The sequence below is a fragment of the Ruegeria sp. AN11 genome, assembly GCF_056536005.1.
Genome location: NZ_JBQFJD010000001.1, coordinates 896,961 through 913,304, shown reverse-complemented (window position 1 = coordinate 913,304; position 16,344 = coordinate 896,961). Strand labels below are relative to the sequence as shown.

Sequence of the window (16,344 nt, the reverse complement as noted above, 5' to 3'; positions counted from 1 at the left end):
CCAAAGGGAGGATGAACATGAAGAACGTGATGAAAGGACTGGCAGCATTCGCCGCCCTTTCGGTTTCGCCGAATCTGGCGATGGCCGAAACGCAGGGCGTCACTGATAGTGAAATCGTCATCGGTTCGGTCAATGATCTGAGCGGGATCTTCGCTGCAGTTGGTGTTCCTGCCACAAAGGGCGCAAATGTGGTCTTTGACCGCGTGAACGCCGAAGGTGGCGTTCATGGCCGGACTATCCGCTTTGTCGTCGAAGACAACGGCTATCAGATGCCACGCGCCATGCAGGGCTATAACAAGCTGCTGAATCGCGACAAGGTTTTTGCCATGTTGCAATCGCTGGGAACACCAATGAACTTGGCGGGGTTCAAGCTGTTGGATCCAAAGGGGATTCCCAACGTTGCCCCTCTGACAGCCGCGCGTCAGATGTTGCAGGAGCCCATGCGCAACAAATTCACGTCCTTCTCGACCTACTTCGATCAAAGCCGTGTTGGTGTGAAGTATCTGGCCGATCAGTTCGGGTCTCAGGCGGTGTGCAGCATGTATCTGCCAACAGACTTCGGGGAAGAAATCCTTGAAGGAACGAAGGCAGGTGCGGAAGAAGCAGGCATCAGCTTTGCCGCCGAGACCACGCACAAGCCGGATGAGACGGATTTCGTCGGCTCGCTCAGCAAATTGCGGGATGAAGGCTGCGATATCGTGACGATAGCGCTTGGGGTAAGGCAGGCGATTACCGTTGTGGGCACTGCCAAGAAGATGGGCCTTGAGGATATGAAATTCCTCGGCACCTCGGCCAGCTTCCTGACTGTGGTCGCCCAGGTGCCCGGCGGCGTGACCGAAGGCTTTTACGCCGCAGCCTCCTGGCAGGACTTGTGGGCGCGGGCAGATGAACCTGCGCCCGCAGCCTTCATTGAAGAATACAAAGCGGCTACCGGCGAAGACCCGGTGGGCTTTGCGATGCTGGGGTATTCAGCGGCGGAAATGATGGTCATGGCGCTTGAGGCCGCAGGCCCTGATCTGACGCACGACAGCTTCATCGCCGCGATGGAAACGTTGGACTATCAGGACGAGTTGATCGGGAATCACATGTCATTCGGCCCCGATGATCATCAGGGCGCCGATTCAGTCTATGTCAACGTGGTTGAAAACGGAGCCTGGAAACTGGTTTATGAGGAATAGCTCAGGGACACTCCTTACCTGAATTCAACAACAACGACCCGCCCGCTTGGGCGGGTCTTGCGTATTGGAGGCATGGCGCTGATCTCGGCACCCGCTAAGCTTGCGCTGTTACGAAACTGTTATTATCTGGCGGTATGGCTACATCTCGAATCGAAAATCGGCTGAACCTGCAAAACTGCGAAGTCATAGCGCAGGGAAACCGTCAGTTTGTTTATCAACACCCTGACTCGCCGGACACGCTTCTGAAAATTCCGCAACCGCATACCCAGGACGAAAACGCGAACCTGGTGACGGACACGTGGTTCGACCGTCATTTTCGCCGGTCTACTGTGTTCAAAGGGTTCTTGCGCGAATTTCATGAGTCCTTTGACCTGATGGTTCGCTATCAGAACCGAGACGAACCTATTCCGGTCTGTGAAGTCCGCGGCGTCATCCAAACCAATCTGGGTCTTGCGCTGATGTATGAGCGTATCTCGGAACCGGACGGCCAATTGTCACCCAGCCTTAAGGAGCTGGCCCAAAGCGGGCGTCTCACGCAGGAGCATCTGGATTCACTGAACAAACACTTTGACATGTTGGTCGAAGAACAGGTCCTTATCAGCAACAAGAATGCTGGAAATATTGTCTATCAGTCGTTCTCGGACGGGTCCGGGCGATGGGTATGGATCGACAGTTTTGGCAGCAAGCAGATGATACCCATACGACGCTGGTCGCGCCGTATGAACAAGCGCAAACTTGATCAGATTAGGCAAAGGTTCATGGGCCTCGCCGAAGCGGCGGTGCAACAAAGCAAAGCTGAACATTAACCTGCGTTCAAACGAAACCAGCGGTTTATCACCTGCAACTGGCGCAAGCGCCTGAACAAAAAAACGGTCGCAATTTCTTGCGACCGTCTGAATTCTGAATCTCTGTAGCTTATTAACGCTTCGAGAACTGGAACGAACGGCGTGCCTTGCGCTTACCGAACTTCTTACGTTCCACAACGCGGCTGTCGCGGGTCAGGAAGCCAGCGGCTTTCAGGGCGCCGCGCAGGCTGGGATCGTACAGCTGCAGGGCTTTCGAGATGCCGTGCTTGACCGCACCGGCCTGACCGGTCAGGCCACCGCCTTTGACGGTTGCGACAACGTCGAACTCACCTTCCACGCCGGCAACCTGGAACGGCTGGCGCAGGATCAGCTGCAGAACGGGACGTGCAAAGTAGACGTCCTGATCCTTGCCGTTCACGGTAACCTTGCCGGAACCCGGCTTGATCCAAACGCGGGCAACAGCGTCTTTACGCTTGCCGGTGGCGTAGGAACGGCCCAGCTCGTCACGTACGGGTTCACGCACGATGACTTCTTCGGCCACGGTTTCAACGCCTGCGACGGCGCTCAGCTCTTCGAGAGTATTGATCTGATCAGCCATCGGTCATTAGCTCCGGGTGTTTTTCTTGTTCATGGACTTAACGTCCAGAACTTCGGGGGCCTGGGCTTCGTGCGGGTGCTCGGCACCGGCATAAACGCGCAGGTTGGTCATCTGCTGGCGCGCCAGACGGTTGCCCGGCAGCATGCGCTTGACCGCCTGGGTCACGACGCGCTCGGGGTGTGCACCCTCGAGGATCTGCTGCTTGGTGCGCGATTTGATGCCGCCCGGGTGGCCAGTATGCCAGTAGAAGTTTTCTTCGCGCTTCTTGCCGGTCATCTGGATTTTGTCAGCGTTGATTACGATGACGTTGTCGCCCATGTCCATGTTCGGGGTGAACGACGCTTTGTGCTTGCCACGCAGACGCATGGCGACGATCGAGGCAAGACGGCCCAGAACAACGCCCTCGGCGTCGATCAGGATCCATTTCTTGTCGATGTCTGCAGGTGTTGCAGAAAAGGTTTTCATGGCAGGATAGTCCTGTTTGATGTGAAAGACCGCCCCTGGAGGAGCGGCCCGAATTCGATGGATGGGGTTTAGACCTACTGCAATCCCCGGTCAATACATGCAAACGTGATTTAATTAAGTAATTACAGCAGGTTAAAAAATAGGTATTATTTTACCCCAAAAAACTTGGTCCAAAATGGCCATCATTCACCACACTGATACAGTCACAGGTATGTCATGTCTCTTGGATGCGGAGAAGTCGAATGAAGGAACTGACCCGGACAATAGCCAAGTATGGAGCTGCCTGGCAGGAAACTGATGCGAATAAGCGCCTTGAATTGCTGACGCAGTGTTTCGCAGAAAATGGTCGATATGTAGATCCAACCGCTGATGTTTCGGGCCGAAAGGAATTGTGCGCGCATATTGGGAATGTCCTGAAGGATGCGAATGGCCGCGTCGACATTACCAGCGGCCCGACATCACATCATGACGTGGTCCATTTTACGTGGCACATGGTGGCGCCCGATGGCTCGGTCATGGTTGCGGGACATGATTTTGTTCATCTGGATGCACAAGGAAAAATTACGCATTTGGCCGGATTCTTCGGGGACCCATCGCCTCTGCCTTAGCAATCAGACACTGATTTGTTCGGGTGGGTTGTCTAGCAGAGCCCGTAAGCGGTGCATCGCATCTTCAAATCGTTCAAGTGACACGTGCCCGTTCATGGCAATGCGTACCGCGTTCGGGGCGCGACCATCGCGCAGTGCGAATTCATCTGCCGAGCGCAGTTGAATTCCTTCACGCTCCGCCGCGCGGCTGAAGGCTGCGGCGCGCCACCCCGATGGAAGGTTTAGCCAGACAAACGGCACGTCCGGTGCCCAGTTCAGATCGAAGCCGCCCAGTGCGTTTACCGCCACGCGCACATATTCCCCCATCCGTTTGCGCACATCCTGCGTCACCTTTCGGGTCCGGGGATCTGACAGCAACAGACGTGTCAGTTCGGCCAGCGGCTGCGCCAGGCCGAAATATCCGTATTCTGCCGAACGGCGCAGATCCACGCTACGCTCCCTTGGTGCGATGGCGAACCCGACCCGCAGAGCCGGCGTCAGAGTTTTCGAGATCGAAGAAACGTGCCATCCCCTTTCTGGCGCCAACGCGCGATAGCTTGGCTCGCGGGCGTCCCCCATGCGATAACAATCGTCCTCGATAATCTGAACGTCATAGCGGCGGGCGACCTCGACAACCTCTTTTCGCCGTTCCAGTGGCGTGTGTGACCCGGTCGGGTTTTGTACTTCGGGCGAGACGCAAACAGCCTGTGCCGGGGTCTGGCGCAAAACATGCTCCATCGCGTCCGGATCAATTCCCCACCGGTCCATTTTGACGCCGACAACTTGCGCGCGCATCAACTCTCCGGCCCGGCGGAACCCGGCGTAAGACAAGTCTTCGACCAGAACGACCGGCTTGGGGCCACGCAAGATAGTCTGAAACACCAGGCACAGCCCGTTCTGTCCGCCGTGTGTCAGTACAATATCATCATGGGTCAATGCGCCCAGCGGCAGATCTGAAAGCCAGTTGACCACCGCCTGACGCATCGGCTTGTACGCGTCACGCGTTGGGTAGTTCAGGAAAAGGCCGGGATCGGACTGAGCCACCTTCTGGAGGCATTCCCGGATCAAAGCCACCTGCCCTGCATCGGCCAGGCGCGGGCTGAACAGACTTACATTTGCGTTGTACTTGTCATCCCGCAAATGCAGCTGCCTGGCCCAGACATCGTCCAGAATGGGCGATTGTGGCGGGGCTACAAATGTACCACGCCCGACCTCGGCGTGTAGCAAGCCCTCATCCGTCAGAATCGTATATGCGCGTGCAACAGTGCCGGGCGTGATTTGCAGTCGATACGCAAGCTCGCGGACCGGAGGTAGTTTCGCACCAACTTCCAGTATATTGTTATCAATGGCTTTTCGGATTGTGTCGGCCACCAATGTATACTTGGGACCTTTGGATTTCGGCAATGACTCTGGCCAAATTGTATCCATTACAATTCTTCCTTTGATTTTGACACAATCCTGAATGTATCAATCATATGTACCGAACATTTACGCTTTGTGTCAATACAATTTGAAAGGAACCATGACATGACACGCGCAATGCACAACCCCGCCCTTATGCTGCTGACCGACAGCCCCCGGCTGCCGCTGATCGCCGCGCTGGCAGTGCGGTTTGCTGCGACGGTCACCAAATGGGAACAACGCCGCCGCAGCCGCGTCAATCTTGGAAAGCTGGACGATAAATTGCTGCAGGATGTCGGTTTGACCCGGCATCAGGCCTATCGCGAAACCAAACGCTATTTCTGGATGAACTAGAGATCCCCAGTCCCATTATTGGGACCTCTTCCCTGGCCGGGGCATGCCCCCGGCCTTTTTTATCCAAAAGCGGCCGCAGCCGATCCTTCCGGCGGCAGAGAGTATGTCATGCTGGCCCGCGCTACGGGTTTGTCCGAGCCTTCTGAAAACATCAGAACATCACCGACAGCCAATGTCCGCCCCAGTTTCAGCAAACTACAATGTGCAATCATGTCCGCGCCGCCATCGGGTTTGCGCAGGAAATCCATTGAAGCGCTGGTCGTAACCGCCAAGGCCTGCCGCCCTTTTCTGGCCAGAACCATTGCATAGACACTGACATCGGCGAGCGCAAATATAGAAGGGCCCGAAACGGTACCGCCGGGCCGAAGGTGCCGGTCAGCAACAATCAGGCGCATTTTGACCGAGTCGTCAGACAATTCCTCGACCATGAAATCCTCGCGAACCTGCGGAAAGACCTGCGCCAGATAATCAGACAGTTCTTTTTTGTTCAGCGCCAACGACATACTTCCACTCCTCGCCTTGTCGCCCTAGAGTTGGCGCACAGCCAGCAGGAGGGCAAGATGGCAATTCTGGAACGTAACGACACCGGCGCAATCGCACATCTGAAAATGAACGCGCCCGAACGCCTGAATGCCCTGAGCGACGAAATGCTGGCGGCGCTGCAGGCCGAGCTTGACGCACTGAAATCCGATGCCTCGATCCGCGCAGTGATCCTCTCCGGTGCCGGGAAGGCATTTTGCGCAGGACACGACCTGAAGCAGATGACCGCCGGTCGCCAGGCTCCGGACCGTGGGCGGGGGTATTTTCAGGACCTGTTCGCGCGGTGTGCCCGAATGATGATGTCCATCCAGTCTCTGCCCCAGCCCGTCATCGCGCAGGTACATGGCATCGCGACCGCCGCGGGCTGCCAGCTTGTCGCGACTTGCGATCTGGCGATAGCGGCCGAAGGCACGCGGTTTGGCGTCAATGGGGTAAACATCGGGCTTTTCTGTTCAACGCCGATGGTTGCGCTTAGCCGGAACATCCCGCGCAAGCATGCATTCGAGATGCTGACCACCGGCGACTTCATTTCTTCCGAAAGGGCAGCTGAGCTGGGGCTTGTGAATCGGGCAGTGCCGGAAATGTTGTTGGAACATGAAACGATGTCTTTGGCCGAACACCTGGCGACCAAGCTCGGAACCGCCGTAAAAATTGGGAAAGAGGCGTTTTACCAGCAACTCGAAATGCCGATCCAGCAGGCCTATTCCTATGCCGGCGACGTAATGGCGGAAAATATGCTGCATCGGGATACCGAGGAAGGTATCTCGGCTTTTATCGAAAAACGGCCGCCAAATTGGCACCAATGAGGCAATTGTTTTACATTTTTTTCCTCACTGTCCGTATTTTTGCACTTTTCAAAAGGGCGACACTGTGGCAAAGCTGGGTCGAGGCTAAGGCCTCAACGATACTTTTGGGTCGCCGTGGGCGGAAGGTCCCTCCGAGCTGGTCTCTCTCACCGGCGTAGACATTCCCGCAGCGGCGACCCCAAGAACCCCCTCGTGATCCGGACGTTATACGAAGCGCGTAGTTCTGTTGCGTCGGTCAGCACTCTGCCGTATGTGGCAGCTTATGACACAGAAACTGCATATCGTGGGCGGCGGCATGGCCGGGTCCGAGGCGGCCTGGCAGGCTGCGGAGCTTGGCGTGGAAGTCGTGATTCACGAAATGCGGCCCACGGTGGGCACATTTGCGCATCAAACCGGCAATCTGGCCGAGATGGTTTGTTCGAACTCTTTCCGGTCGGATGACGATGAACAGAACGCCGTCGGTCTGCTGCACTGGGAAATGCGCGCCGCAAACGGGTTGATCATGACAACCGCCGATGCGTATCGGTTGCCCGCCGGTGGCGCACTGGCGGTTGACCGCGATCCGTTTGCCGAGGCGGTCACCGCCAAATTGCGGGCGCACCCTCGTATCGAAATCACCGGAGAGGAAATCACCGCCCTGCCCGATGACGGACAATGGATCTTTGCGACCGGGCCGCTAACGTCGCCGGAATTGGGTGAAGCCATCCGCAAAGTGACCGGAGCCGAGGCGCTGGCCTTTTTCGATGCCATCGCACCCATCGTCTACGCCGACAGCATCGATATGAGCCGGGCCTGGATGCAGTCGCGCTATGACAAGGGCGAAACCGAAGAGGAACGAACGGCATACCTGAACTGCCCCATGGATCGCGATCAGTATGAGGCGTTCATCGACGCGTTGCTGGCTGCGGACAAAACCGAGTTTCACGAAGGTGAAACTGCAGGGTATTTTGATGGCTGCCTGCCGATTGAGGTCATGTCGGAACGCGGTCGTGAAACCTTGCGGCACGGGCCCATGAAGCCAGTTGGCCTGACCAACCCGCATCAACCGGACGTGAAACCCCATGCGGTGGTTCAGTTGCGCCGCGACAACGCGCTGGGAACGCTTTTCAACATCGTCGGCTTCCAGACCAAAATGAAGTACGGGGCCCAGACCGAGGTGTTTCGCATGATCCCGGGGTTGGAGAACGCCAGCTTCGCGCGTTTGGGTGGCATTCACAGAAATACCTTTATCAACTCTCCGACATTGCTGGATTCGCAGATGCGACTGAAATCCAAGCCAAATATCCGATTTGCTGGCCAGATCACGGGTGTTGAAGGCTATGTCGAAAGCGCGGCGATGGGTCTGTTGGCCGGTCGTTTGGCCGCCGCTGAAATCATGCGTCTTTCGAAACCTCAAGTGCCGCAAGACAGTGCCATGGGTGCCCTGATCCATCACATCACCGGAGGGGCCGAGGCCAAGACTTTCCAGCCGATGAACGTAAATTTCGGCCTGTTTCGCCCAGTTGACGGCCTCAAAGGCGGACGGCGCGGGCGAAAGGACCGTTACAAAGCCTATACGGACCGAGCTAAAGCTGAATGGAAGAACTGGCTTGCGCATTGGTGACTGGACGCGCCGGGCAAACCGGGCCTAACATACCGGTATGAGCGACAAATACCTCAAAGACACTTACGATCTGGATGGCCCACAGGAAACCCGGGCACATTATCAGAAATGGGCCCCGTCCTACGATGACGAGGTTGGCGCCAATGGCTATGCCACGCCGGGACGTGTCGCCGAAGCGCTTTGGTCCAAAATGCCCGAGGCGCAGACACCAATTCTTGATTACGGGTGCGGTACAGGCCTGTCCGGGGTCGCATTGCGGGATGCCGGTTTTCAGATCGTCGACGGTGCTGACCCGACGCCGCAGATGCTTGAAGGGGCCAAGGCGAAAGGGGTTTATCGCAACCTGAAGACCTTCGACATCACAAACTCAAAACCTTTGACGGCTGGTGAGTACAAGGCAATCACAGCGATTGGCGTGATCGGCATCGGCGCAGCCCCGCCCGAGACATTGGATATGCTGATGCATGCGCTTCCCAAGGGCGGGTTGCTTGCATTTTCTTTTAACGATCATGCGCTTGCGGATCATACTTACACCGTTCGATTGAATGACTGGCTGGATATGGGCGCGGCGCGCCTATTGTTCCGCGAATACGGTCCGCACCTGCCCGGCCTGGACCTGAAGTCCGAAGTGTATGTCGTAGAAAAGACGTGACTTTTGTAACCCGGTTTGCTCCGTCACCCACAGGTCCGTTACATCTGGGGCACGTGTACTCTGCCTTGCTTGCCGGTGAAATGGCCATTGCCGAAGGCGGAGAGTTTCTTCTGCGCATTGAAGATATCGACCGTTCCAGATCGCGGTTGATGTGGGAAGACCAGATTTATGAGGACCTGAGATGGCTGGGCCTGCATTGGCCTGAACCAGTCATACGCCAATCCGCGCGTTCGGCGATTTATGAAAAAGCGCTTGATGATCTTTGGGTTCAGGGCCTGCTTTACCCTTGTACTTGCAATCGAAGGGACATTCTGGCTGCCGCCAGCGCTCCACAAGAAGGTGCGCCGTTGCATGGTCCGGATGGAATCATCTACCCCGGAACGTGTCGTGGAACTCTGAAAGAACGAGGTTCAGGCCGAGACAGGCGGCCATCGGACATCCCGCTTCGTCTGGACATCTCGGCAGCAACCAAAAAAGCCGCCAGCCTTTTCAAAGACCGCAGGATACCAGGAGGACCGGTGAAATCGGTAGCGAGTTTCACGGAATTGGGTGAAGGCCCGAACGGCGAGACCGGAGTGATTGAGTTCACTCCGGAGGAGATGGAAACCTGCATCGGTGATGTAGTCCTGTCTCGGCGTGATATGGGAACCTCATACCACCTTTCCGTCGTTCTGGATGATGCGGCACAGGGCGTCTCGCATGTTGTTCGCGGACAGGACCTGTTCGAAGCCACCCAAATACATGTTCTGCTGCAGGCGCTGCTTGGTCTTCCGACGCCATTCTACCACCATCACCGCCTGATCCGGGATGATACCGGCAAACGGTTGGCCAAGCGTGATGATGCCAGGGCGATCGCCAAATACCGCGCCGAAGGGGTCAGCCCCGGTGATATTCGTGCGATGGTCGGACTATAGCGGCCGCTACGACATCGGGGCCATCAATTCGACTTCCTCACCATCTCTTACGGCAGTGTAGAAACAACTGCGTCTGTTGGTATGACAAGCCGGTCCTTTCTGGCGCACAAGAACCAACAGGCAATCCCGGTCGCAATCGACCCGGAAATCCACCAGTTCCTGGACGTTCCCCGAGGTTTCACCCTTGACCCAGAAGGACTGACGGGACCTGGACCAATACGTAACGCGGTGCGAATCCAGCGTGCGCTGAATGGCTTCAGCGTTCATCCATGCCATCATCAGAACGTCGCCTGTCTGCTCATCTTGAGCGATGGCGGGGACCAGACCGGATTCGTTGTATTTCAGGTTGGACGGATCAAAGACGGGTGTTTCAGACATGACAAAAACCTTTTGCATCCCGAGGGCTGGCCACTATGTATGAGGAACAGCCAATGAGGGAAAGCCATGTCCGGCGAGAACGATCTAATCAAGCTCTATTCCGGCCGCATTCTGGCGCTTGCATCGGATATTCCGCATTTGGACCGGCTGGATCACCCTGACGCGAGCGTCAAGAAAAGGTCGCCGTTGTGCGGGTCCACTGTCACCGTTGACGTCAAACTGCGTGATGGGCGGATTTCTGATTTTGGACAGGATGTGAAAGCCTGCGCGCTTGGGCAAGCCTCTGCTTCGGTTGTGGGTCAGGCCATTATTGGCGCGACCCGGGCGCAAGTGGAACTGGCGCGCGAACAGTTGTCGGCTATGTTGAAAAAAGCGGGCCCTGCTCCCGATGCGCCGTTTGACGGGCTTGAGGTGCTGATGCCTGCCCGCGATTACAAGAACCGGCATGCCTCGATCTTGCTGGCGTTGGACGCGACGGCCGAGGCGATGGAAAAAGCAGAACAGGCCAACTGCGCCTGAACGTGGTATTTTTTTGAAAATCTCTCTAGTCTCCGGGCTGAAATTGGGGAGAGAGAGTTTTGGATAATTTACTTGAGCATTTCGTGACCCTTTGGGTTGTGATCGACCCGATCGGTACAATTCCAGTCTTTGTTGCCGTCACGGCGGGTATCGAGGCTTCGGCACGTCGCAAGACGGCATTACTCGCTGCGTTGATCAGTGCCGGTGTGTTGCTGTTTTTTCTTGTGTTCGGTCAATTGCTGATCGAAGCGCTGGATATCGGCCTGAACTCGTTTCAGGTGGCTGGGGGGATCATCCTGTTCCTGTTCGCGCTGACGATGATTTTCGGGGAAAGTAAATCGGAAACCGATCAGCGCCTGGTCGAAGAGGATTCTGCGATCAGCACAAGTAAGCCCAACCCGGCAATCTTTCCGCTGGCGGTGCCGTCCTTGGCGTCACCCGGCGCTATGCTGGCTGTTGTCATTCTGACCGACAACAATCGATACAGCTTTGCGGATCAGGGAATTACCGCGCTGGTGATGCTGGTGGTTTTGGCAATTGCCGCGGTATTGATGTTGTTGGCCGACCCCATCATCCGGGTCATCGGGCATTCCGGATCGGCCATCATCAGCCGCGTCATGGGAATGATCCTGGCCTCGGTTGCGGTCAATTCAGTTCTATCGGCGCTGATGGAAATCTTCAGAACGGGCCAGTTGTAAAAAAAACCGCCGCACCTTCCGGGCGGAAAGGGCGGCGGCAGGTAATGCGTTTCTCGTGGGGGTCCGGATATCCGCGTGGGGCCGAGGCATGGCCCCTCAAGGGAATTGGGACAGGCAGGTCACCCTTGACTGAAATGGGGAAACAAGCGCGGCTTAATCGGCACGAGATCGCAGGCAGAAAGGCTTAGAAACCCACGGGAAGGTGAAGGGCAACCACCAGCATGACGACCAGTGACACCGCGCCCGCCGCATCCTGAACAAGTGTGGCTTGGGAGCGGGTAATGGCGGATTTGATCTGGGTCAGCATGGGTTCACCTCCGGTCAGGGCTTTAATCCTTTGTTGACCTTTTGTTCTCATATTTTGCCGAGTCGGTAAAGAACTTTTTGAGAACATTTGTGAACTAAACGGAACTTCTCACCTAACCTACTGAAATCAAACGGATGGCCTGATCCTGTTTCATCAGCCATAGCAGAACTCGCGCGGCCTTGCCCCGGTCTGACGTCAAATCCGGATCCGCAGACAGCAATGCCCTGGCGTCTGACTGGGCAACCGCCATCAATCCGGCCTGACGTTCCAGATCGGCAATACGGAACTTCGGCAAACCGGATTGCGCGGTTCCAATCAGATCCCCGGCTCCTCGCATCTGCAGGTCGGTCTCAGATATGCGAAACCCGTCCTCCGTCTCGCGCAAGACTTCAAGACGTTTGCGCCCGCCTTCGCTCAGCGGTGGTTGATACATCAACAGACAGGTGGATGCGTCCTGGCCCCTGCCGACCCGCCCACGCAATTGATGCAATTGCGCCAGCCCGAATATCTCGGCGCGTTCGATTACCATGATCGTGGCATTTGGAACGTTTACGCCCACCTCGATCACCGTCGTTGCTACCAGAACTTTGGTGTTGCCAGATTGAAAGGCTTCCATCGAGGCGTCTTTTTCGGCCGGGGGCATTTGTCCATGCACTAGGCCGACCACGTCATCCCCCAGTATCGCGCGCAGCCGCTTGAACCGTTCCTCGGCAGCAGTCAGGTCTGAAACCTCGGATTCGTCCACCAGGGGGCAAACCCAATAGCACTGCCTGCCTTCTTCGATGGCGTGCCTCAGGTGGGCCACAACCTCATCCATGCGTTGCGTGCTGACAACGGCTGTTTTGACAGGCTTGCGTCCGGGCGGCTTTTCATCCAGCACCGAGACATCCATGTCTCCGTATTGCGCGAGCGCCAGACTGCGCGGAATCGGCGTGGCGGTCATGACAAGGACATCGGCGCCCTTCCCCTTGTCCGACAATTCCATTCGCTGGCGCACACCAAACCTGTGCTGCTCATCCACAATGGCCAAATGCAGGGCTTTGAATTCCACATCGCCCTGAAAAACGGCATGTGTGCCGACAAGTATCTGAATATCACCCTTTCTCAGCGCGGCCAGCTTGGCTTTGCGTTCAGCGCCTTTGTCCCGTCCGGTCAGGATTTCCAGCACGACACCAGCCTCGTCCGCGAGTGGGCGCAATCCCTCCAGATGCTGCCGCGCCAGAATCTCGGTCGGCGCCATCATGACGCCCTGCCCGCCGGCTTCCACCGCGATCAGCAACGCCATGAAAGCGACCAACGTTTTGCCGGCGCCAACATCCCCCTGCAGCAAACGGTTCATTCGTGCGGCTGACGCCATGTCGGCGGAAATCTCCTCGATGGCCCGCAATTGTGCACCTGTGGGGCGATATGGCAGGCTGCTCAGCACCTTCGATTGCAAAACGCCGGTTGCCGTACTGACAATTCCGCGCGACTTCCTTTCCCGGCTTCGGGCCAGGGCCAGCGTCAACTGATGGGCCAGCAATTCGTCATAAGCCAGACGCTCACGCGCGTGTGCAAACATTGCTACGTCATCTGCACCTTGCGGATGATGTGCCGATTGGATGGCGGTTTTCCAGCTCTGCCAGTTCTGACGCGCCACCTGCGCCGGATCGATCCATTCGTTCAAATCCGGTGCGCGGGCCAAGGCGCTTTGCGCCGCCTTGTATGCGGTCTTCTGGGTCACGCCTTGGGTCAGATGATAGACAGGTTCAAACTCCGGCAGCTCTCCGGCCTGTTCCGGCGAAACCACGTGATCGGGGTGTACCATTTGCGCCATTCCGTCGAACAGCTCCAGTTTACCTGACACCAACCTGCGTGCCCCTGGCGGCAGAATTTTTGTAAGGTAGTCGCCACGCGCGTGAAAAAACACCAGCTGGAAATCGGCCTGACTGTCCTCGACGTGAATACGATACGCGCCGCCTTTCGTTCTTGGGGGGCGATGCGTGCCGACCGTGACCTCGACCGTCAGTGTTGTTGGCAGGTTTGCACCCTGAATAGTGTCACGCCGCCGCCGGTCGATGACGGCATATGGCAGAGCAAACAAAACGTCACGAGGTGACTCGATTCCGATCTGCCCTAACAACTGAGCTGTTTTCGGACCCACACCTTCAAGTGTTTCAAGCCGGGCGAAAAGTGGGAACAGGGGTTCAGGGCGGCCGCTCATGCATCCCCGATCAGCTGCAGCCAGCCGTCTTCATCCAACGTCGTAATCCCAAGATCCGCCGCTTTCTTGGCCTTTGACCCCGCGCCGGGACCTGCCACAAGCAGGTCGGTTTTCTGACTGACCGAACCTGAAACCTTGGCACCCAACGCTTCTGCCCGAGCTTTAGCTTCCGCACGCGTCATCTTTTCAAGCGTTCCGGTGAATACAACCGTTTTTCCGGCCACCGGGCTGTCGGATGCCGGGGCCTCCGGCGTTATGATCGTCAGGTGTCTGCGCAAATCGTCAAACGCCTGACGCTCTTCCGAGTTTGCGAAAGCATCGGACAAGGACAGCCCCAAAGTCGCACCGATGCCGTCAATGCCTGTCAGATCGGACCAGGCCTGTGCAGCCGCCTTCGGGACATCCAACCCGGTTATCGCGGCATCGCGCGCTTCCTTGATCCGTGCTCTTCGGTTGCCGGCTGTCGCGGCTTGGCGCTCAGCCTCCTCTGCTTCATCCGCAGCGCGTTGGGCCAGGGCAGCCGGCCGGGCTGCATCAATGGCCTGCGCCATCGCTTCCCAATCCCGATAGAACAACGCAAGATCCCGTGCGCCCACTTCACCAACGTGGCGTATCCCCAGCGCAAACAGTAGTCGCGCCAACGGGATCGTGCGCTTCTCCTCAATCGCTTCAAACAGATTTCCGGCCGAGGTCTCGCCCCACCCATCCCTGTTTTTCAACCGCGCCAGGTTTTTGGCGTCACGCTCTTTCAGAGTGAAGATATCCGCAGGCGTGTTGATCGGTAGCGTCGGGTCGTCATGAAACATTTCGATCTGTTTGGCGCCCAGACCTTCGATATCGAAAGCCTTGCGAGATACAAAATGCTTCAGCTTTTCAACGGCCTGTGCCGGGCAAATCATACCTCCCGTACAGCGGCGAACCGCATCCCCGTCCTCCCGGATCGCTTCGCTTCCGCATTCAGGGCACCGTGTTGGAAATTCGAAAACAACAGAGTCGACGGGACGCTTTGACAGATCCACGTCCGCCACTTTTGGGATCACATCGCCTGCCCGATAGACCTGAACCCAGTCGCCAACCCGAATATCTTTGCCATCTCGGATTGTTCCGCCTTTTGCATCGCGACCGGCTATGTAGTCTTCGTTGTGCAGCGTCGCGTTGGAAACGACGACCCCGCCAACCGTCACTGGGTGCAGCCGGGCCACGGGGCTAAGCGCGCCGGTTCGGCCGACCTGAATATCGATGGCCTCAAGCCGGGTCCAGGCCAGTTCTGCGGGAAACTTGTGCGCCACCGCCCAGCGAGGTGTGGTCGACCGAAACCCAAGCCGGGCCTGAAGAGCTAGTTCGTTCACCTTGTAAACAACGCCGTCGATGTCATAGCCAAGCGTTGCGCGTTGCGCCTCGATGTCCCGATAATGGTCCAGCATCTGACCGGTTGTTTCACACAGCCGGGTCAGCGCATTTGTGGCAAACCCGAAACCTGCAAGCCGTTCAATCGCAGCCATTTGCGTGTCGGCCAAAGGTTCTGACAATTCGCCCCAGGCATAGGCAAAGAACCGCAACGGGCGCGTCCGAGTAATTGAGGCATCCAACTGACGCAAAGACCCGGCCGCGGCGTTGCGGGGATTGGCAAATGTTTTGTCGCCAGCCTGTGACTGACGCGCATTCAGGTCGTCGAAATCGACATGTGACATGTAAACCTCGCCCCGAACCTCAAGAACTTCTGGTGCGTTTTCAATGGTTTGAGGAATGTCCGAAATCGTGCGCGCGTTTTCGGTTACGTTCTCGCCCACCTCACCGTCGCCACGCGTTGCGGCCTGAACCAGTTTTCCACCCTCATACCGCAAGGACAAGGACAGACCGTCAATCTTCGGTTCTGCAGTGAAGGCAAGCGGCGCATCATCCCGCAACCCCAGGTATTTCCGGATCGAACGATCAAAATCCCTGACGTCTTCGTCGTCAAAGGCATTGCCCAGGGACATCATCCGCACAGAATGTGCAACTTTGGAAAACCCTTCAGCGACGCGCGCACCAACCTGTTCGCTTGGGCTGTCCGGACGTTTCAGATTCGGAAACCGCGCCTCGATTTCTGCGTTTCTGCGCTTGAGCCGGTCGTACTCCGCATCCGAAATCTCGGGCGCGTCTTCTGTGTGATATTGGGTATTGGCGCGCAGCAGAAGGTCAGAAAGGCGCGCCAGTTCTTCCTGCGCTTCCTGTTCTGTCAGGTCGGTTACCGAAATGGAGTTGCTCATGGCCTCGCCCTGTCACGTGATCTTGGACCTCAGTGATAGGGCGAGGTCATGGCCAGGTCCAGTCGTGCTGTTCGTGAGTGAGGGTG

At 57.0% G+C, this 16,344-nt stretch carries 18 protein-coding genes; 10 read left to right on the top strand and 8 right to left on the bottom strand.

Translation table 11 applies throughout. The annotated features are described in order from the left end of the window. Window positions 1-17 precede the first annotated feature (17 nt). The gene (locus ACR3EQ_RS04460) at window positions 18-1,178 is read left to right on the top strand and encodes an ABC transporter substrate-binding protein (protein WP_170615058.1); all 1,161 of its coding nucleotides are present in this window, start codon (window positions 18-20) and stop codon (window positions 1,176-1,178) included. A 134-nt stretch (window positions 1,179-1,312) separates the two neighbouring features. Beyond that, the gene (locus ACR3EQ_RS04455; protein ID WP_170615059.1) at window positions 1,313-1,984 is read left to right on the top strand and encodes a YrbL family protein; all 672 of its coding nucleotides are present in this window, start codon (window positions 1,313-1,315) and stop codon (window positions 1,982-1,984) included. A gap of 112 nt (window positions 1,985-2,096) precedes the next feature. On the opposite strand, the gene rpsI is transcribed toward ACR3EQ_RS04455, so the two are convergent. Together rpsI and rplM are read right to left on the bottom strand one after the other, a co-directional pair. Beyond that, window positions 2,097-2,582 (bottom strand): 30S ribosomal protein S9, encoded by a 486-nt coding sequence (gene rpsI, locus ACR3EQ_RS04450; RefSeq protein ID WP_170615060.1) that lies wholly within the window; start codon window positions 2,580-2,582, stop codon window positions 2,097-2,099. Window positions 2,583-2,588: 6 nt separating this feature from the next. After that, on the bottom strand, window positions 2,589-3,047 hold the full coding sequence (rplM, locus tag ACR3EQ_RS04445) for a 50S ribosomal protein L13 (protein WP_039536983.1): 459 nt from the start codon (window positions 3,045-3,047) through the stop codon (window positions 2,589-2,591). Window positions 3,048-3,289: 242 nt separating this feature from the next. Between rplM and ACR3EQ_RS04440 the strand changes: the two genes are divergently transcribed. Beyond that, window positions 3,290-3,655: a nuclear transport factor 2 family protein gene (locus tag ACR3EQ_RS04440; RefSeq protein ID WP_480489840.1), complete on the top strand. Its 366-nt coding sequence runs from the start codon at window positions 3,290-3,292 to the stop codon at window positions 3,653-3,655. A gap of 3 nt (window positions 3,656-3,658) precedes the next feature. Here the strand turns inward: ACR3EQ_RS04440 and ACR3EQ_RS04435 are convergent, their stop codons facing one another. Then, the gene (locus ACR3EQ_RS04435) at window positions 3,659-5,062 is read right to left on the bottom strand and encodes an aminotransferase-like domain-containing protein (protein WP_170615062.1); all 1,404 of its coding nucleotides are present in this window, start codon (window positions 5,060-5,062) and stop codon (window positions 3,659-3,661) included. 99 nt (window positions 5,063-5,161) lie between these two features. Here ACR3EQ_RS04435 and ACR3EQ_RS04430 point away from each other — a divergent pair, with 99 nt between their 5' ends. Continuing rightward, complete coding sequence (locus ACR3EQ_RS04430; RefSeq protein WP_170615063.1) at window positions 5,162-5,389, top strand: DUF1127 domain-containing protein; 228 nt, start codon at window positions 5,162-5,164, stop codon at window positions 5,387-5,389. A 59-nt stretch (window positions 5,390-5,448) separates the two neighbouring features. Here the strand turns inward: ACR3EQ_RS04430 and ACR3EQ_RS04425 are convergent, their stop codons facing one another. Beyond that, window positions 5,449-5,892, bottom strand: a complete 444-nt coding sequence (locus tag ACR3EQ_RS04425) for a PaaI family thioesterase (RefSeq protein WP_480489838.1) — start codon at window positions 5,890-5,892, stop codon at window positions 5,449-5,451. A 30-nt stretch (window positions 5,893-5,922) separates the two neighbouring features. Here ACR3EQ_RS04425 and ACR3EQ_RS04420 point away from each other — a divergent pair, with 30 nt between their 5' ends. The 4 genes from ACR3EQ_RS04420 to gluQRS all read left to right on the top strand — a co-directional run bounded on the left by ACR3EQ_RS04420 (window position 5,923) and on the right by gluQRS (window position 9,904). Beyond that, window positions 5,923-6,735 carry an enoyl-CoA hydratase gene (locus ACR3EQ_RS04420; RefSeq protein WP_480489837.1) on the top strand — a complete coding sequence of 271 codons (813 nt, stop codon included), beginning with the start codon at window positions 5,923-5,925 and terminating at the stop codon, window positions 6,733-6,735. Between the two features lie 262 nt (window positions 6,736-6,997). Then, on the top strand, window positions 6,998-8,338 hold the full coding sequence (gene trmFO, locus ACR3EQ_RS04415; protein ID WP_480489835.1) for a methylenetetrahydrofolate--tRNA-(uracil(54)-C(5))-methyltransferase (FADH(2)-oxidizing) TrmFO: 1,341 nt from the start codon (window positions 6,998-7,000) through the stop codon (window positions 8,336-8,338). A 37-nt stretch (window positions 8,339-8,375) separates the two neighbouring features. Next, a complete protein-coding gene (locus ACR3EQ_RS04410) occupies window positions 8,376-8,990 on the top strand; it encodes a methyltransferase domain-containing protein (RefSeq protein ID WP_170615067.1) in 615 nt (204 codons plus the stop codon). Then, window positions 8,987-9,904: a tRNA glutamyl-Q(34) synthetase GluQRS gene (gluQRS, locus tag ACR3EQ_RS04405; protein WP_480489833.1), complete on the top strand. Its 918-nt coding sequence runs from the start codon at window positions 8,987-8,989 to the stop codon at window positions 9,902-9,904. Before ACR3EQ_RS04410 ends, gluQRS begins: the two co-directional genes overlap by 4 nt. Window positions 9,905-9,910: 6 nt before the next feature. On the opposite strand, the gene hisI is transcribed toward gluQRS, so the two are convergent. Continuing rightward, window positions 9,911-10,300, bottom strand: a complete 390-nt coding sequence (gene hisI / locus ACR3EQ_RS04400; RefSeq protein WP_170615069.1) for a phosphoribosyl-AMP cyclohydrolase — start codon at window positions 10,298-10,300, stop codon at window positions 9,911-9,913. A gap of 48 nt (window positions 10,301-10,348) precedes the next feature. On the opposite strand from hisI, the gene ACR3EQ_RS04395 reads away from it, so the two are divergent. Continuing rightward, window positions 10,349-10,801 carry an iron-sulfur cluster assembly scaffold protein gene (locus ACR3EQ_RS04395; protein WP_170615070.1) on the top strand — a complete coding sequence of 151 codons (453 nt, stop codon included), beginning with the start codon at window positions 10,349-10,351 and terminating at the stop codon, window positions 10,799-10,801. Window positions 10,802-10,860: 59 nt separating this feature from the next. Beyond that, the gene (locus ACR3EQ_RS04390; protein WP_170615071.1) at window positions 10,861-11,499 is read left to right on the top strand and encodes a MarC family protein; all 639 of its coding nucleotides are present in this window, start codon (window positions 10,861-10,863) and stop codon (window positions 11,497-11,499) included. Between the two features lie 184 nt (window positions 11,500-11,683). On the opposite strand, the gene ACR3EQ_RS04385 is transcribed toward ACR3EQ_RS04390, so the two are convergent. From ACR3EQ_RS04385 to ligA, 3 genes are all read right to left on the bottom strand, one after another. After that, window positions 11,684-11,806: a hypothetical protein gene (locus tag ACR3EQ_RS04385; RefSeq protein ID WP_321253024.1), complete on the bottom strand. Its 123-nt coding sequence runs from the start codon at window positions 11,804-11,806 to the stop codon at window positions 11,684-11,686. Between the two features lie 112 nt (window positions 11,807-11,918). Then, window positions 11,919-14,009: an ATP-dependent DNA helicase RecG gene (gene recG, locus ACR3EQ_RS04380; RefSeq protein ID WP_480489830.1), complete on the bottom strand. Its 2,091-nt coding sequence runs from the start codon at window positions 14,007-14,009 to the stop codon at window positions 11,919-11,921. Continuing rightward, a complete protein-coding gene (gene ligA, locus ACR3EQ_RS04375; protein ID WP_170615073.1) occupies window positions 14,006-16,258 on the bottom strand; it encodes an NAD-dependent DNA ligase LigA in 2,253 nt (750 codons plus the stop codon). Before ligA ends, recG begins: the two co-directional genes overlap by 4 nt. Window positions 16,259-16,344: the final 86 nt, after the last annotated feature.

Coding starts and splice junctions, on each gene's coding strand:
- hisI (WP_170615069.1), bottom strand. CDS start 10,300: ATGCAAAAGGTTTTTGTCATGTCTGAAACACCCGTCTTTGATCCGTCC.
- ACR3EQ_RS04430 (WP_170615063.1), top strand. CDS start 5,162: ATGACACGCGCAATGCACAACCCCGCCCTTATGCTGCTGACCGACAGC.
- trmFO (WP_480489835.1), top strand. CDS start 6,998: ATGACACAGAAACTGCATATCGTGGGCGGCGGCATGGCCGGGTCCGAG.
- ACR3EQ_RS04425 (WP_480489838.1), bottom strand. CDS start 5,892: ATGTCGTTGGCGCTGAACAAAAAAGAACTGTCTGATTATCTGGCGCAG.
- ACR3EQ_RS04455 (WP_170615059.1), top strand. CDS start 1,313: ATGGCTACATCTCGAATCGAAAATCGGCTGAACCTGCAAAACTGCGAA.
- recG (WP_480489830.1), bottom strand. CDS start 14,009: ATGAGCGGCCGCCCTGAACCCCTGTTCCCACTTTTCGCCCGGCTTGAA.
- rplM (WP_039536983.1), bottom strand. CDS start 3,047: ATGAAAACCTTTTCTGCAACACCTGCAGACATCGACAAGAAATGGATC.
- ligA (WP_170615073.1), bottom strand. CDS start 16,258: ATGAGCAACTCCATTTCGGTAACCGACCTGACAGAACAGGAAGCGCAG.
- ACR3EQ_RS04460 (WP_170615058.1), top strand. CDS start 18: ATGAAGAACGTGATGAAAGGACTGGCAGCATTCGCCGCCCTTTCGGTT.
- rpsI (WP_170615060.1), bottom strand. CDS start 2,582: ATGGCTGATCAGATCAATACTCTCGAAGAGCTGAGCGCCGTCGCAGGC.
- ACR3EQ_RS04435 (WP_170615062.1), bottom strand. CDS start 5,062: ATGGATACAATTTGGCCAGAGTCATTGCCGAAATCCAAAGGTCCCAAG.
- ACR3EQ_RS04410 (WP_170615067.1), top strand. CDS start 8,376: ATGAGCGACAAATACCTCAAAGACACTTACGATCTGGATGGCCCACAG.
- ACR3EQ_RS04395 (WP_170615070.1), top strand. CDS start 10,349: ATGTCCGGCGAGAACGATCTAATCAAGCTCTATTCCGGCCGCATTCTG.
- ACR3EQ_RS04440 (WP_480489840.1), top strand. CDS start 3,290: ATGAAGGAACTGACCCGGACAATAGCCAAGTATGGAGCTGCCTGGCAG.
- ACR3EQ_RS04385 (WP_321253024.1), bottom strand. CDS start 11,806: ATGCTGACCCAGATCAAATCCGCCATTACCCGCTCCCAAGCCACACTT.